Source organism: Pseudomonas sp., assembly GCF_030690725.1.
Classification (GTDB): Bacteria; Pseudomonadota; Gammaproteobacteria; order Pseudomonadales; family Pseudomonadaceae; genus Aquipseudomonas.
This window is the reverse complement of the sequence record NZ_JAUYGD010000014.1, coordinates 35,299-50,002: the sequence shown is the minus strand read 5'-3', so window position 1 is coordinate 50,002 and position 14,704 is coordinate 35,299. Positions and strand designations below refer to the sequence as shown.

Sequence of the window (14,704 nt, the reverse complement as noted above, 5' to 3'; positions counted from 1 at the left end):
AAACCCTAAACTTAGCTCAGCAATCGTTGGTTACATCTTTGATTTCTCGCGGAGTAACTTGTGATGCTGATAATCTTGCGACTAGCAGTCTTACCTCACAAGCACCCACACGAATTGCTTGATTCAGTTGTTAAAGAGCGGATGGTTAAGCCTTTCGTCTCAACCGAGGCGCGCATTCTACAGCAGCCTCATTCTCCGTCAAGTGATTTCGAAAATTTCTTTTCAATCTCAACCACTTGCGCCTCCGATCAACATCTAGCCTCTCGTCAGCGGGAGGCGAATTCTACAGCGTTTCAAACCGCTGTCAACCGCCTCTTTTACCGCCTCCGATCAACCTGACCGAACCCCTCCAGACTCAAACACCACCTCCTGAAGAGGAGGCGCATTCTACGCCACTTTCGCTGCTTTGCAACTCCTTTTTCAAATCTAACTTCTTGTTTTATAAGAAGTATAAGGAGCCGCACACGCCTGAAGAGCTGCGCATTATAGGGACTGCCGAACGAAGGTCAATCGATTGTTATGCTTTTGTTTCAATAGCCACGAAATCAAGGGCTGCAGCCCCCACTACCTGCGCGCCGCCTGCAGAAACGACAAAGCCGTTGAAGCTGACGCCTCAACGGCTTTGTCGCAACCATCACGCAAGCGTGCAACCGATTACTCGGCCTTAAGCGTGATACGCGCGAACGCTTTCTTGCCCGCCTGGCAGACGTGCACAGCACCTACCTTATATATATAGGAGCGATCTACCACCTCACCATCCACGCGCACACTGCCGGAGCCCAACAGATCACGCGCCATTGCAGCGTTCTTCACCAAGCCTGCCTTATTAAGCAGCGCGGCAATCGGCATATCCTCAGCCGACAGAACCTCGATCTCTGGCAGACCCTCAGGCAGCTCGCCTTCCTTCATACGATTGCCCGCCGAGCGATGAGCGCTAAGCGCCGCCTCTTCACCATGGAAGCGCGCGACGATCTCTTCGGCCAGCTTGATTTTAATATCGCGAGGATTGGCACCCTGCTCGACATCACGCTTGAACTGCTCGATCTCTTCCATAGAGCGGAAGCTGAGCAGCTCGAAATAGCGCCACATCAAAGCGTCCGGCATGGAGACCAGCTTGTTGTACATGACGCCAGGGGCTTCCTGGATACCTATATAGTTGCCCAGTGATTTGGACATCTTCTTCACGCCATCCAATCCTTCAAGCAACGGCATGGTGACGATGCACTGCGACGCCTGGCCATAGGAGCGCTGCAGCTCGCGCCCCATCAGCAGGTTGAACTTCTGATCAGTACCGCCCAGCTCAACATCCGCCTGCAAGGCGACCGAGTCATACCCCTGCACCAGTGGATAGAGGAACTCGTGGATAGCAATCGGTTGATTGGTCGAGTAGCGCTTGCTGAAGTCGTCACGCTCAAGCATGCGCGCCACGGTGTACTGCGAGGTCAGACGGATGAAGTCTGCCGGCCCCATCTTGTCCATCCAGGTGGAGTTGAAGGCGACTTCGGTTTTCGCCGGGTCGAGAATCTTGAACACCTGGGTCTTGTAGGTCTCCGCGTTGTCCAACACCTGCTCGCGGGTCAGCGGCGGACGCGTGGCGCTTTTACCGCTTGGATCACCAATCATTCCCGTGAAGTCGCCGATCAGGAAAATCACCTGATGGCCCAACTCCTGGAACTGACGCAGCTTATTAATAAGCACGGTGTGCCCGAGGTGCAGATCCGGCGCCGTAGGATCAAAACCGGCCTTGATACGCAGTGGCTGACCACGCTTGAGCTTCTCAACCAGTTCGGCCTCAACCAGAACCTCTTCCGCGCCACGCTTGATCAGCGCCAACTGCTCTTCAACCGACTTCATGACAGGACTCACGACCACTCAAAACAAAAGGGAACCAACCATACAAGATCGCAGACAAATCACAAGTTCTGCCGGCCACCCCGCCTACGCTAAGACCACCTTGCGACAACCGGGGTTGCCTAGCTAGCGATTTGGTTATATTTTATACAGTTACTGCATATTCATCATTTCGTTTATCTATTTCTTTTCATTTTTAAAGTCAAAAAGCAGCCTATGACCTCTACAACTAAAGCGCCGCCCCTGTATCCGAAAAGCCATATTCTGGCGGCCAGTGGCGTCGCCGCCCTACTGAGCCTAGCCCTACTGGTATTCCCCTCCCGCGAAGTTGAAGCAAAGAAAACCTACATAAACCTTGAGCTGGATAACGGCGCAGAATACGCCGAGCTGCAGGACGAGCCTGACTCTGCCGCCTCGCAGACGCTCCAATCGCCGTTCGCCAACACAGCCGCCGCCGATACACCGACAGATAATGAGCCGCAAGCCGCGCAGGTTGAAGAGCCGCCAGAAACCGACCCACTACAACGTATTGTTCGCGTAGAGAACGGTGACACGCTGTCTACGGTATTTGCCAAGGTCGGCTTGAGTGCGACCACTCTGCATGCCGTGCTTAACAGCAGCAAAGAAGCCAAGCAGCTGACACGCCTGAAAGTAGGCCAGGCACTTGAGTTCAAACTGAGCACTGACGGTGAGCTTGAAAGCCTGCACAGCAAGCTCAGCGACCTGGAAAGTATTGCTCTGGCCAAAAGCGAGAAAGGCTTCAGCTTCAAGCGTGAGCTGGTCAAGCCAGAAGTTCAAACCACCTACAGCCACGGCGTGATCAAGAGCTCGTTGTTTCTCTCGGCCAAACGCGCCGGCCTGTCGCACAGCCTGACCATGGATCTGGCCAACGTATTCGGCTACGACATCGACTTCGCCATGGATATTCGTGAAGGTGATGAGTTCGAGCTGATCTACGAAAAGAAAGTGGTCAACGGCAAGCAGGTTGGCACCGGCAATATTCTCTCCGCCCGTTTCACCAACCGCGGCAAGACCTACACCGCTGTGCGCTACACCAACAAGCAGGGCAACAGCAGCTATTACAACGCCAATGGCGAGAGCATGCGCAAAGCCTTTATCCGCACCCCGGTGGATTTCGCCCGCATCAGCTCGCGCTTTTCCACAGGACGCCGCCACCCAGTACTGAACAAGATTCGCGCGCACAAGGGCGTGGATTACGCCGCTCCACGCGGCACCCCCATCAAGGCAGCCGGCGATGGTCGAGTTACCCTGGCCGGTCGTCACGGCGGCTACGGCAATGCGGTGATCATTCAGCACGGTCAACGCTACCGCACCCTGTATGCCCATATGAACGGCTTTGCCAAGGGCATCCGCAGCGGCAGCAACGTCAAGCAGGGCCAGATCATCGGATACATCGGCACCACCGGCCTGTCCACCGGACCGCACCTGCACTATGAATTCCAGGTCAACGGCGTGCACGTCGACCCGCTGAGCCAGAAGCTGCCAATGGCCGACCCGATCGCCAGCAGCGAAAAAGCCCGCTTTATGCAGCTGAGCAAGCCGCTGATGGCGCAAATGGACAAAGAGAAGTCCACCATGCTTGCCCTTAACAATCAGCGCTAAGCCATGCCCCTCTACCTCGGCGTGATGTCCGGCACCAGCCTGGATGGCCTGGACATTGCGCTGATCGAGCAAGAACACAGCACCCGCCTGCTTGGCACCCGCTACCTACCCATGCCAGACGAACTGCGCAGCAGCTTACTCAGCCTGTGCGCTTCCGGCCCAGATGAGCTGGCCCGCGCGGCTATCGCCGAACAGCAGTGGGTTGCACTCGCAGCGCAAGGCATCAATGACTTACTGGCGCAGCACGGCATACCCGCACACAGTGTTCGCGCCATCGGCAGCCATGGCCAGACCGTGCGCCATGAGCCTGCGCGCGGCTTCACTGTACAGATCGGCAACCCCGCCCTGCTCGCTGAGCTGACTGGCATCAGCGTGGTCAGCGACTTTCGCCGCCGCGATGTTGCTGCAGGCGGCCAGGGCGCGCCGCTGGTTCCGGCGTTTCACCAGGCATTGTTTGCCAGCGAGAACAGCACCCGCGCGATCCTCAACATTGGCGGTTTCAGCAACCTCAGCCTGCTTGAGCCTGAACGCCCGGTGCATGGCTTCGACTGCGGCCCGGGCAACGTACTACTGGACGCCTGGATTCAGCGCCACCAAGGCCTGACATACGACCAGGATGGCCAGTGGGCTGCCAGCGGCCAGGTACAGGCGCAGCTTCTGCAAGCCTTGCTGAGTGATCCCTACTTCCAAACTCAGGGCCCAAAGAGCACTGGGCGCGAGTTGTTCAACCTTGCCTGGCTGGATCAGCAGCTACAGAGCCTGCCAGCGTTTGCGCCGGTTGACGTGCAAGCAACCCTGCTGGAACTGACCGCCACCAGCATTACCGAAGCCCTAAAGGCCGCTCAGCAGAACACCGAGATGTTGCTGGTATGCGGCGGCGGCGCACACAACCACACGTTGATGCAGCGCCTTGCGCAGTTGCTACCAAACAGTCAGGTGAGCAGTACCGATGCGCAGGGCGTGCCGGCCGATTGGGTTGAGGCCATGGCCTTTGCCTGGCTCGCGCACTGCTGCCTGGACGGCATTCCCGCCAACCGGCCTAGCGTCACCGGCGCACGCGGCCTGCGTGTACTTGGCGCGATCTACCCCGCCTAAGCGCACGCGCCAATCTGCTAGCCCCACAAACGACAACGCCGTGCGCAAGGCACGGCGTTAGCTTGAACAATCTGAAGATCAGATCGAGAACGAAGAACCGCAACCGCAGGTGGTGGTGGCGTTCGGGTTGTTGATGACAAATCGCGAACCTTCCAGACCTTCCTGATAATCGACTTCGGCACCTGCCAGGTACTGGAAGCTCATCGGGTCGACCACCAGGCTCACGCCTTCACGCTCGATGATGGTGTCATCCTCGGCCACTTCTTCATCAAAGGTGAAGCCGTACTGGAAACCGGAACAACCGCCTCCCGTTACAAACACGCGCAATTTCAGGCGCGGGTTGCCTTCTTCATCGACCAGGCTCTTCACCTTGTTCGCTGCGCCCTGCGTAAATTGCATAGCGCTGGGGGTGAAGGTTTCGACGCTCATGCTGATTAACTCCCGGCGCTACGCGCCATACTGCATTCTGATCGGCATTATCCGCTTACCCGAGAAAAGCGGTCAACTATTGTGCGGTATCCAACGTTTCTGGCAATTCCAACGGCCGCGCCTCGTCCTGCAAGCGACAGAGGCGCCCCTCGATCTGCGCGCCCATGGCCATTTCCATCAGGGCGTAATACAGATTGCCACGCACCCGCGCCCGCGCGCCCAGCTCAAGATGGCCACTGGCGTGCACATCGCCGACCACTTCACCATCAATCACTATATGGGGGGCGCGAATCTCACCTTCAACCCGGCCCTGCACACTGACGCGCACCATGCCCTCGCTGGCCACCAAGTTACCGATGACTTTGCCGTCGACCTGTACCGCGCCCTGAAAGCGCAAATCGCCATGCAGCTCGGCACCCACCGCAATCAGGCTGGTCTTGCCCGCGAAACGCTGCACGTCAGTACGCGCCTTGTCTTTATTCCACATAAGGAACAGTCACTCCTCTTTGTTCCATTTGAATGTGCGCAGCAAAGGCTTCTCGCCTTTTACCTCGGCACGCACCTTGATCTCGCGCGGGGTAAAACCCTCAGGCAACTTCAGCTCAGCAAAACGCCCGGCCTCGGGAATGGCCTGAAAGTGCTTGAAGGCGAAAGCAATCGACTGCCCAGGCAGGGCATCGGGTAAGTCTGCGCCCAGCGCCGCCAACTCAAGCGTGACATCCTGCTCGCCCTGCTTGCCGACGATCAACACCTGCAACTGGCCTTCCAGCGGCGTCTCACCTTTGCCCACGCGGCTAAGGAGTATCTTGTAGCGGAAATGCTCCGGCCTGTCCGTGGCCTGCAGCTCAAAGGTCTTGATGCGCAAACCTTCACGACGACTGGCCGGCGCTAACACGCCTTTATAGAAGGCCAGATCCTGCTGCTGCTTATAGATCTGTTCTTCCAACAGTTTGATGGTCAGACGGCTCTGCTCGTTGGCTTGCAGGCTGACCTTTTCCGCGCTGCTCAATACCGCCACGCGCTGACGCAACTCATCGACCTCACGCAGCAGTTGCTCATCGCGCACCGGCTCGGCCGCCTGCCCCTCAACCACTGCAGGCTGGCTGTACTGCTGCCACCAACCGCCGACGTAGAACGCCAGCGGAATGCACAGCAGCAGCAGCAAGACGAGCATGCGCCGCCGCCGCGCACGCCCCGGATCGCTTGGGCGAACCTCCCAGCCCGCCGTCAAGGCAGCATGGCCGCGTGGGACAAGCCCAGGCGCTCATCGAGGCCGAAGAGGATATTCATGTTCTGCACCGCCTGACCCGACGCGCCTTTGACCAGGTTGTCGATGACCGACAACACCACCACCAGATCACCATCCTGCGGCCGATGCACGGCGATCCGGCAGACGTTGGCACCGCGCACACTGCGGGTTTCCGGGTGACTGCCAGCCGGCATCACATCGACGAAAGGCTCGTTGGCATAACGCTTCTCGAACAGCGCCTGCAGGTCCACCGAGCGGTCGACCACGGTGGCGTAAAGCGTGGCGTGAATACCACGGATCATCGGCGTCAGGTGCGGCACAAAGGTCAGACCGACATCCCGGCCCGCAGCCCGGCGCAGGCCCTGGCGGATTTCCGGCAGATGCCGATGGCCTTTCACCCCGTAGGCTTTCATGCTCTCGCCGGCTTCGCTGAACAGCGAACCCACGCTGGCACCGCGACCCGCACCGCTGACCCCGGACTTGCAGTCGGCGATCACTTGCGTGGTATCAGCCAGGCCGGCCTCTAGCAGCGGAATCAGCGCCAGCTGCGCGGCAGTGGGATAGCAGCCTGGCACAGCAATCAAACGCGCCTGCTTGATCGCTTCACGGTTGACTTCCGGCAGGCCGTAAACCGCCTCCGGCAGCAGGTCCGGCGCGCCGTGGGGCTGGCCGTACCACTTGGCCCACTCATCGGCATCCTGCAGGCGGAAGTCGGCCGACAGGTCGATCACCTTGGTTCCAGCGGCCAACAGCTCACCGGCCAGGGCATGCGCAACACCATGCGGGGTGGCGAAGAACACCACATCGCACGCGCCCAGGGTAGCAACGTCCGGCACGCTGAACGCCAGGTTGTCGTAATGACCGCGCAGGTTCGGGTACATCTCGTCGACACGCATGCCGGCCTCGGAGCGCGAGGTAATCACCTCGACCTGCGCTTGCGGGTGTTGCGCCAACAAACGCAACAACTCGACACCGGTATACCCCGTGCCGCCGACGATTCCGACCTTGATCATCACTTGCCCCTTTGCAATACCAGCAGTGGAAAGCTGCCGATGATACGGCCGCTTCGGCCAGGGGCCAACACTTGAGCACCGCCAGTGATGACGGAGGCGGTCATGCCCACTACTATCGGGGGCACTTTCCTGCAACGAGTGCGCACAATGCTCTATCTGTGGCTCAAGGCTCTGCACATCATCGCCATGGTCTGCTGGTTCGCCGGCCTGTTCTACCTGCCGCGCCTGTTCGTCTACCACGCCATGAGCACCGACGCGGTCAGCCGCGAGCGCTTCTGCATCATGGAGCGCAAGCTCTATCGCGGGATCATGTGGCCGTCGCTGATTCTTACCGTCGGCCTGGGCCTGTGGCTGCTCAGCCTCAACCCGAGCTACTACTTCAGCCAGGGCTGGATGCACGCCAAGCTGAGCCTGGTGGCGCTGCTGGTGGTCTATCAGTTTATCTGCGGCGCCCAGCTCAAGGCCTTTGCCCGTGGCGAGAACCAGCGCAGCCATGTGTTCTACCGCTGGTTCAATGAAGCGCCCGTGCTGGCCTTGCTCGGCATTGTCATTCTGGTCGTGGTTCGCCCGTTCTAAATACCCCAAGAGGATTACTGCATGTCGCTGCCAGCCCTGCTCGAACAACGCCTGCGCCTGCCCGTCGTCGCGGCGCCGATGTTTCTGGTGTCCAACCCGCAACTGGTTCTGGCCTGCTGCAACAGCGGCATCGTCGGCAGCTTTCCGGCGCTGAACCAGCGTGAGAGCAGCGGTTTCAAGGACTGGCTGCAAGAGATCGAAGCCGGCCTGAACAGCGACGCGGCGCCTTATGCAGTCAACCTGATCGTGCATGGCAGCAACCCGCGCCTGCAGGCGGACCTGGCGATCTGCGTTGAGCAGCGCGTGCCCATCGTGATCACCAGCCTCGGCGCAGTAAAAGAAGTGGTCGATGCAGTGCACAGCTACGGTGGCCTGGTGTTCCACGACGTGACCACCCGCCGGCATGCCGAGAAAGCTGCCGAAGCGGGCGTCGACGGCCTGATCGCAGTAGCCGCCGGCGCCGGTGGCCATGCCGGCACCTGGAGCCCGTTTGCGCTGATCGCCGAAATCCGCCAGTTCTTCGACAAGACCCTGCTGTTGGCTGGCTGCCTTAACCAGGGCCACGAAGTGCTGGCCGCGCAGCTGCTTGGCGCCGACCTGGCCTACCTCGGCACCCGCCTGATCGCTACCCAGGAAAACGCCGCATCCGCCGCTTACAAGCAGATGATTCTTGACGCCAAAGCCGCCGACATCATCCACACCCCGGCGGTCTCCGGCGTACCGGCGAGTTTTATGCGCCAGAGTCTGGAGCTGGCCGGTTACGACCTCAAGCAGCTGCAGAACAAAGGCGAGGTCAACTACGGCGAGAAGCTCAAACCGATGGATGAAGAAGCCAAAGCCTGGAAAACCGTATGGTCGGCCGGCCAGGGCGTCGGCAATATCAGCGACCTGCCCAGCGTTGAGCAGCTGATCGCCCGTCTCGACAGCGAATACCGCGCCGCCCTCAAGCAGAGTCTGCAGCTGCAACAACGCTGGGCGCGATGAAGCGACGCAATCTACTCGGTCTCAGCGCGCTGGGGCTGTTAGGTGGCTGGGCGCTGCGCCCGAGTGATCTCGGCCAGCCCCACACGCCCTACTTTGCTGCACTCAACCAATTGCTGCGGCGTGCGGGGGCCGGGCTGCCGTTGCTGGTGGTGGATCTCGACCGCCTCGATCAGAACGCCGAGCGGCTGGCGAGTCAGCTCGGTAGCCAACTGCCGCTGCGCCTGGTGGCCAAGTCGCTGGCCTCCACCGGCTTGCTCGACTACCTGGCGAAGAAGCTCGGCACGCAACGCTTTATGGTGTTCCACCAGCCGCAGATCAACCAACTGGCGTTGAGCTTTCCTCAGTCCGACCTGCTGCTCGGCAAGCCCTTGCCCAGCGCAGCGGCCCTGAGTTTCTACCAGCAGTTGCCACAAGGCAGCAGCTTTGTCCCAGCCGAACAGCTGACCTGGCTGATCGATAGCCAGGCCCGTCTGCAGGAATACACCGCCCTGGCCAACGCCCTTAACCAGCCGCTGCAGATTGCCTTTGAAATCGACATCGGCCTGGCCCGTGGCGGCTTTGCCACGCCCGCCGAGCTCGGCACCGCCCTCACCTGGCTGCGTAATACGCCCAACCGGCTACGCGTGCGCGGCCTGATGGGTTATGACGCCCATCTCGCCCATACACCATTCTGGACCGGGCAAAGCAGTGCCTTTGCCCAGAGCGCTGCGCGTTACCGCGCGTTTATCGCCAGCGCTGCGGCATTCAACGAGCTGTGGCCGCAACAGCCGCTGCTCAATGGTGCAGGCAGCCTGACCTATGCCCTGCATGCCAAGCTCGATACGCCCTTGAATGAGGTCGCGGTCGGCTCCGCATTGCTTAAGCCCAGTGATTTCGACAGCGATCTGCTGGCCGCTCAACAAGCCGCCCTGTGGATCGCCAGCCCAGTGCTCAAGGCGCTACCGGGGCAGTTGCCGTTTCTCGACAGCTCCCATCAGCTGTTGCAACGCTGGAACCGCAATCGACAGCAGGCTTATTACCTGTATGGCGGACAATGGCCGGCAACCCCAGTGTCCCCGGCAGGGCTCAGCTATGACGCCCTGTATGGCCGCAGCGCCAACCAGGAACGCCTGATCGGCTCAGCCGGCACAGACTTACAGGTCGATGACTGGGTGTTTCTCCGCCCACAACGCTCGGAAGGTCTGTTCGAGCTGTTCAACCAGCTCTACTTGCTACGCAACGGACGCCTGGTCGGTAGCTGGTCCGCCAGCAGAGCGTGAACCGCCTCTAGGCCCCTGCACATTTGCGTGCAGGCAGCTTGTTTCCTGGCCTGCAGGCCGGCTAGTCTGTAGCGCAACTCCATCCTGGCACCGACAAGGACGCCGACATGACCCAAGCCCGCTTCAAGATTGTGTTCAACGGCGAGTTGATGCCCGACGTCAGCCTGGAAACCGCCAAAGAGAACCTCGCCCGCCTGTTCAAGAGCGACCACACTCGGATCAACTCGCTGTTTAGCGGCGGCAATGTCGATATCAAGCGCGACCTCAGCGAAAACGAAGCCGACCAGTACCTCAAGGCCTTGCAGAGCGCCGGCGCCAAAGTGCGCAAGGAGCAGGACCTGGCCGCCAGCCTGAGCCTGGTAGAGACCGATGACCATCGCGAACCAGATAGCGAGCCTACCAGCAACGTATCGATGACCTGCCCCAAGTGCGGTCACCAGCAACCCAAAGCCATTGAGTGCTCGGCCTGCGGCATCGTTATAGAGAAATTTATCGCCCGCCAGGCCATGCTCGCGGAAAACCCGCCTGAAATGGTCAGCGCAGCGGCCACACCCTATGCCACGCCGAAAGCGGCAGTGGCAGTGGCAGAAGCCTTGCCGGAATTCGGCGAACTAAAAGCCTTTACCACCGACGGGCGGATTGGCCGCTTGCGCTACCTGGCCTGGTCAATGGTGCTGATGCTGGCCTGCTTGCCGTTATTCGGCATCGCCGGCGGTTTCTTCGCCGCTTCGGAGATTCTCGGTGGGCTGCTGATGGTGGTAGTGGGTATCGCCGTGGCGGTGGTCGGCATCATGTTCGGCGTACAGCGTCTGCATGACATCGGCTGGTCTGGCTGGCTGTTGCTGATCAACCTGGTGCCGATTGTGGGCGGGGTGTTCTCCCTGCTGATGTTTATCATCCCTGGCAGCACCGCCGCCAACCGCTTTGGCCCGCCGCCGCCGCCCAACAGCGCGGCAGTGAAAATTCTCGCCCTGCTCTGGGTGGCGTTCATCGTTATCGGTATCGTTGCGGCCATCGCCCTGCCTGCCTATATGGGTTACTCCGACGCTGGTCTTTAATCCACTCGCAACCTTGCGCGGTACATGGGGTCGAAAGGCCCCATCACGGAGAACCCTATGACCCGTTACGCGCTTATCACCGGAGCCTCCAGCGGCATTGGCCTGGCCCTGGCGGAAGCCTTGGCCCGGCGTGGTCGCAATCTGATTCTGGTGGCGCGCCAGCGCGATGCGCTGGAAAGCATTGCCTGCGAGCTGACGCAACGTTTTTCCGTAGAGGTGCTGTTTCGCGTCTGCGACCTCAGCCAGCCGCTGCAGGTTAGCGGCCTGCTGCATGAGCTGGAGCAAGGTGAGCGCAGCATCGACCTGCTGGTAAACAATGCCGGCATCGGCACCTCAGGCGCTTACGTAGCTCAGGACTGGGCGCGCGAACAGCAACTGATCGAACTGAATATCCTGGCACTCGCCCGCCTCTGCCACGCCATCGGGACCATCATGGCCGGCCAAGGCAGCGGGCAGATTCTCAACGTCGCCTCGGTTGCCGGCTTTCAGCCCGGCCCGGGCATGAGCAACTATTACGCAAGCAAGGCCTATGTGCTGCACTTTTCCGAAGGCCTGCGTGAAGAACTTAAAGAATACGGCGTTAAAGTCTCCGTGCTCTGCCCGGGGCCAACCCGCAGCGCGTTTTTCCGCACCGCACGCATGAACAGTGAGGCACTACAGGGCAGCAAGCTGATGATGAGCGCCGAAGAAGTGGCACTCATCACCGTCAAGGCGCTGGAGAAAAACCGCGCGATCATCATCCCCGGCTGGCGTAACCGCCTGCTCGCCCTTAGCCCTAGGCTGGGACCGCGCTGGCTGGTACGGCGCATCAGCGCACGGCTGAATCGCCAGTTCGGCAAGCCGGCCGCGTAGCTAGCCGGCGTTGACCGTGCGCCCATCAGCCCAGGCGCGCAGCGCGGCAAGATCTTCAGCCATCACCACCGACAGCGGTGCGGTGCTCTGGATGCTCTGCAACAGCAATGTCTGATTGACCGCTTGCTGTTGGGCTTGCGCGGCATACAGAGCACTGACCACCGCCTGCTCGATCTCCGCGCCGGAAAACCCTTCGCAAGCCGCCGCCAGCTGCGTCAGATCGAAGCCCGTCACCTCCAGCTCACGCCGCGCCAGGTGAATACGGAAGATCTCGCCCCGCACCGCCGCATCCGGCAGGTCGACGAAGAACAGCTCATCGAAACGCCCCTTGCGCACCAGCTCTGGCGGTAGCCGTGAAATCACGTTGGCGGTGGCCACCATAAATACTGGCGCCTTGCGTTCGGCCATCCAGGTCAGCAGAGTGCCGAGTACCCGCTGACTGACGCCACCATCGTGATCACCACTGGCCAGGCCTTTCTCGATCTCGTCCATCCACAGCACACAGGGCGCCATCTGCTCGGCAAGCTTCAAGGCTTCGCGTAGGTTGCGCTCGGTCTCGCCGAAGAATTTGTTGTACAGGCAGGCAAAGTCCAGACGCAGCAAAGGTAAGCCCCACAAACCGGCGATAGCCTTGGCGGCCAGACTCTTGCCGCCGCCCTGTACGCCTACCAGCAGCACACCCTTGGGCAGATCAACGCCTTTGCCTTCGAGAAAGATACTCTGCCGATCACCCAGCCAGCGCTTGAGGTTGCTCAGCCCGCCGACCTCGGCAAACCGTGCGGTGTCGTATTCGAAACTCAACACACCATCGAGATCGAGCAGCTTGAATTTGGTCTTGTTCAGCTCCGGCAGGTCTTCCTGGGTAATGGCGCCGTCATCGCAGATCACATTGCGCGCCAGCGCACGGGCCTCGGCATGGCTGAGGCCGCGCAGATTCTTCACCACCTGCTGCAAGGTGCGGTTATCTGTGCGCACCCGGGCATTGCGGTTACGTGCACTCCAGGCAGTGGCCTCATCGCGCACAATCGCCAGCAGCTCTTCCTCGGAGGGCAGCGACAGGCTGAAGCGCGAGGCATAGCGCTGCACTTCCGGCGGCAATTTGCAGGCGTGGGAAACCAGCACCAGCGTCGGCTTGCTGGGCTGCTCGCTCATGGCGATTTCCTTGAGCAGACGCACCAGCTTGGGGTTGTCCTCAAGAAATGGATGCAGATCGCACATCACATACAGCGTCGGCTGAGTGTCAGCCTTGATCAGACGCAGGGCGGTTTCCGGCTCCAGGGTGGCGCTGTCGACGGGTTCCTGAATGGAAAATCCCACACGCTGCAAACCCTCGGTCACCGACCACAGCTGCAAGCCAAGACTGCGGCGCACCGCAAGGCTGGTCAGGGTTTCCAACACCCGCAGCTCATCCCAGGACTCGATCAGCACCAGCTTGGTCTTGGAATCCAGCACCAAGCCCAGATCATGAATATCGTTTTTCACCCACGCTCCTTGTCCACTAAACTCGGGCCTCGTTAAATACCGGCCAGGAGACTGTCCATGGACTGTCTATTTTGCAAGATCGTCGCTGGTGCAATACCGGCGCGCAAGCTTTATGAAGACGATCAGGTGATTGCCTTTCACGATATCGGCCCGCAGGCACCGGTGCACTTTCTGGTTATCCCGAAAAAACACATCAGCACCCTCAATGACCTGAGTGAGGCGGACAAGCCGCTGGCCGGGCATATTCTCTTCACCGCACAGCGTCTGGCCACGGAGCAAGGCTGCGAGGAAGGCTTTCGCGTGGTGATGAACTGCAATGACCTGGGCGGCCAGACGGTGCACCACATCCATATGCACGTACTGGGTCAGCGGCAGATGGCATGGCCACCGGGTTGAGTCGTGCATTACTCGGCGCGCTGACCGTGCTCGCCCTGCTGATTGGCAATCCCGCGCAAGCGCATACGCCTGGCAGCGTGTTCAGCGACGCCTTGCCCAAGGACCAGCAAGGACCGCAGCTGGTTGTGGTGCCAGCCGGGCGCTATCTGCTCGGTGACCACAGCGGCCGCGGCAATCACAACGAACGGCCACTGACACCCATCGAGATCAGCCATCCCTTTGCCATCGGCCGCTACGAAGTCAGCTTCGCTGACTGGCAGCAGTATGCCGACGCCACCGCCACAGCAATGCCGGACAACGAGGGCTGGGGGCTGTCGGCGCAGCGGCCGGTGATCCATGTGTCCTGGCACCAGGCTCAGGCCTACAGCCAATGGCTGTCGAAGGTCACCGGCCAGCGTTATCGGCTGCCCACCGAAGCCGAGTGGGAGTACGCCGCCCGTGCTGGCAGTGACAGCTACTACTGGTGGGGCGAGCAGCTCGACAGCCCGGAAACCCGGCCCCGCGCGCATTGCCGTGGCTGCGCCACCTCGAGGCTGATTCAGAGCAAGACCGAGCGCGTTGGCCAGTTCGCTGCCAATGCCTTCGGTCTGCATGACACCGCCGGTAATGTCTGGGAATGGACCGCCTCGCGCTTTGCCAGCCCCTTTGACGGCAGCGAGCAACAGGCGGCCAGCCTGCTCGACAAAAGCCCGCGGGTGGTGCGCGGCGGCGCCTGGAACAGCGGCCCGAGCTACCTGCGCAGCAGCCAGCGCGATATGAAACAGCCGCAGCACAAAGACTATGCTCTGGGTTTTCGTGTGCTGCGCGAGCTGCCCTGATCTCGATCAAGCCGACGGC

At 60.6% G+C, this 14,704-nt stretch carries 15 protein-coding genes; 9 read left to right on the top strand and 6 right to left on the bottom strand.

The window, feature by feature from the left end; translation table 11 throughout:
- Positions 1–654: 654 nt before the first annotated feature.
- The gene (tyrS, locus tag Q8O69_RS03375; RefSeq protein WP_305589553.1) at positions 655–1,854 is read right to left on the bottom strand and encodes a tyrosine--tRNA ligase; all 1,200 of its coding nucleotides are present in this window, start codon (positions 1,852–1,854) and stop codon (positions 655–657) included.
- A 213-nt stretch (positions 1,855–2,067) separates the two neighbouring features.
- Here tyrS and Q8O69_RS03370 point away from each other — a divergent pair, with 213 nt between their 5' ends.
- A complete protein-coding gene (locus Q8O69_RS03370; RefSeq protein ID WP_305589551.1) occupies positions 2,068–3,474 on the top strand; it encodes a peptidoglycan DD-metalloendopeptidase family protein in 1,407 nt (468 codons plus the stop codon).
- A 3-nt stretch (positions 3,475–3,477) separates the two neighbouring features.
- Complete coding sequence (locus Q8O69_RS03365) at positions 3,478–4,569, top strand: anhydro-N-acetylmuramic acid kinase (protein WP_305589549.1); 1,092 nt, start codon at positions 3,478–3,480, stop codon at positions 4,567–4,569.
- Positions 4,570–4,647: 78 nt separating this feature from the next.
- Here the strand turns inward: Q8O69_RS03365 and erpA are convergent, their stop codons facing one another.
- The 4 genes from erpA to argC all read right to left on the bottom strand — a co-directional run bounded on the left by erpA (position 4,648) and on the right by argC (position 7,260).
- Positions 4,648–4,998 (bottom strand): iron-sulfur cluster insertion protein ErpA, encoded by a 351-nt coding sequence (erpA, locus tag Q8O69_RS03360; protein ID WP_090256106.1) that lies wholly within the window; start codon positions 4,996–4,998, stop codon positions 4,648–4,650.
- A 76-nt stretch (positions 4,999–5,074) separates the two neighbouring features.
- On the bottom strand, positions 5,075–5,485 hold the full coding sequence (locus Q8O69_RS03355) for a polymer-forming cytoskeletal protein (protein WP_275962424.1): 411 nt from the start codon (positions 5,483–5,485) through the stop codon (positions 5,075–5,077).
- 9 nt (positions 5,486–5,494) lie between these two features.
- A complete protein-coding gene (locus Q8O69_RS03350) occupies positions 5,495–6,172 on the bottom strand; it encodes a DUF6776 family protein (protein WP_305589546.1) in 678 nt (225 codons plus the stop codon).
- Positions 6,173–6,225: 53 nt separating this feature from the next.
- Positions 6,226–7,260: an N-acetyl-gamma-glutamyl-phosphate reductase gene (gene argC, locus Q8O69_RS03345; RefSeq protein ID WP_305589544.1), complete on the bottom strand. Its 1,035-nt coding sequence runs from the start codon at positions 7,258–7,260 to the stop codon at positions 6,226–6,228.
- Between the two features lie 147 nt (positions 7,261–7,407).
- Here argC and hemJ point away from each other — a divergent pair, with 147 nt between their 5' ends.
- The 5 genes from hemJ to Q8O69_RS03320 all read left to right on the top strand — a co-directional run bounded on the left by hemJ (position 7,408) and on the right by Q8O69_RS03320 (position 11,989).
- Positions 7,408–7,836, top strand: a complete 429-nt coding sequence (gene hemJ, locus Q8O69_RS03340) for a protoporphyrinogen oxidase HemJ (RefSeq protein ID WP_305589542.1) — start codon at positions 7,408–7,410, stop codon at positions 7,834–7,836.
- Positions 7,837–7,857: 21 nt separating this feature from the next.
- The gene (locus Q8O69_RS03335; protein ID WP_305589540.1) at positions 7,858–8,820 is read left to right on the top strand and encodes a nitronate monooxygenase family protein; all 963 of its coding nucleotides are present in this window, start codon (positions 7,858–7,860) and stop codon (positions 8,818–8,820) included.
- Positions 8,817–10,079 carry an alanine racemase gene (locus Q8O69_RS03330; protein ID WP_305589538.1) on the top strand — a complete coding sequence of 421 codons (1,263 nt, stop codon included), beginning with the start codon at positions 8,817–8,819 and terminating at the stop codon, positions 10,077–10,079. The genes Q8O69_RS03335 and Q8O69_RS03330 overlap by 4 nt, the downstream gene beginning before the upstream one ends.
- 107 nt (positions 10,080–10,186) lie before the next feature.
- Entirely contained in the window at positions 10,187–11,137 is a 951-nt protein-coding gene (locus tag Q8O69_RS03325; protein WP_305589536.1) for a DUF805 domain-containing protein, read from the top strand.
- A gap of 57 nt (positions 11,138–11,194) precedes the next feature.
- The gene (locus Q8O69_RS03320) at positions 11,195–11,989 is read left to right on the top strand and encodes an SDR family oxidoreductase (protein ID WP_305589534.1); all 795 of its coding nucleotides are present in this window, start codon (positions 11,195–11,197) and stop codon (positions 11,987–11,989) included.
- Here the strand turns inward: Q8O69_RS03320 and Q8O69_RS03315 are convergent, their stop codons facing one another.
- Positions 11,990–13,471 carry an AAA family ATPase gene (locus tag Q8O69_RS03315; RefSeq protein ID WP_305589533.1) on the bottom strand — a complete coding sequence of 494 codons (1,482 nt, stop codon included), beginning with the start codon at positions 13,469–13,471 and terminating at the stop codon, positions 11,990–11,992.
- 57 nt (positions 13,472–13,528) lie between these two features.
- On the opposite strand from Q8O69_RS03315, the gene Q8O69_RS03310 reads away from it, so the two are divergent.
- Positions 13,529–13,867: a histidine triad nucleotide-binding protein gene (locus tag Q8O69_RS03310; protein ID WP_275962413.1), complete on the top strand. Its 339-nt coding sequence runs from the start codon at positions 13,529–13,531 to the stop codon at positions 13,865–13,867.
- Positions 13,852–14,685 (top strand): formylglycine-generating enzyme family protein, encoded by an 834-nt coding sequence (locus Q8O69_RS03305; protein ID WP_305589531.1) that lies wholly within the window; start codon positions 13,852–13,854, stop codon positions 14,683–14,685. Before Q8O69_RS03310 ends, Q8O69_RS03305 begins: the two co-directional genes overlap by 16 nt.
- Positions 14,686–14,704: the final 19 nt, after the last annotated feature.

What these genes read in the sequence shown, in the direction of transcription:
- tyrS (WP_305589553.1), bottom strand. Translation starts at nt 1,854, where the DNA reads ATGAAGTCGGTTGAAGAGCAGTTGGCGCTGATCAAGCGTGGCGCGGAA.
- Q8O69_RS03370 (WP_305589551.1), top strand. Translation starts at nt 2,068, where the DNA reads ATGACCTCTACAACTAAAGCGCCGCCCCTGTATCCGAAAAGCCATATT.
- Q8O69_RS03365 (WP_305589549.1), top strand. Translation starts at nt 3,478, where the DNA reads ATGCCCCTCTACCTCGGCGTGATGTCCGGCACCAGCCTGGATGGCCTG.
- erpA (WP_090256106.1), bottom strand. Translation starts at nt 4,998, where the DNA reads ATGAGCGTCGAAACCTTCACCCCCAGCGCTATGCAATTTACGCAGGGC.
- Q8O69_RS03355 (WP_275962424.1), bottom strand. Translation starts at nt 5,485, where the DNA reads ATGTGGAATAAAGACAAGGCGCGTACTGACGTGCAGCGTTTCGCGGGC.
- Q8O69_RS03350 (WP_305589546.1), bottom strand. Translation starts at nt 6,172, where the DNA reads ATGCTCGTCTTGCTGCTGCTGCTGTGCATTCCGCTGGCGTTCTACGTC.
- argC (WP_305589544.1), bottom strand. Translation starts at nt 7,260, where the DNA reads ATGATCAAGGTCGGAATCGTCGGCGGCACGGGGTATACCGGTGTCGAG.
- hemJ (WP_305589542.1), top strand. Translation starts at nt 7,408, where the DNA reads ATGCTCTATCTGTGGCTCAAGGCTCTGCACATCATCGCCATGGTCTGC.
- Q8O69_RS03335 (WP_305589540.1), top strand. Translation starts at nt 7,858, where the DNA reads ATGTCGCTGCCAGCCCTGCTCGAACAACGCCTGCGCCTGCCCGTCGTC.
- Q8O69_RS03330 (WP_305589538.1), top strand. Translation starts at nt 8,817, where the DNA reads ATGAAGCGACGCAATCTACTCGGTCTCAGCGCGCTGGGGCTGTTAGGT.
- Q8O69_RS03325 (WP_305589536.1), top strand. Translation starts at nt 10,187, where the DNA reads ATGACCCAAGCCCGCTTCAAGATTGTGTTCAACGGCGAGTTGATGCCC.
- Q8O69_RS03320 (WP_305589534.1), top strand. Translation starts at nt 11,195, where the DNA reads ATGACCCGTTACGCGCTTATCACCGGAGCCTCCAGCGGCATTGGCCTG.
- Q8O69_RS03310 (WP_275962413.1), top strand. Translation starts at nt 13,529, where the DNA reads ATGGACTGTCTATTTTGCAAGATCGTCGCTGGTGCAATACCGGCGCGC.
- Q8O69_RS03305 (WP_305589531.1), top strand. Translation starts at nt 13,852, where the DNA reads ATGGCCACCGGGTTGAGTCGTGCATTACTCGGCGCGCTGACCGTGCTC.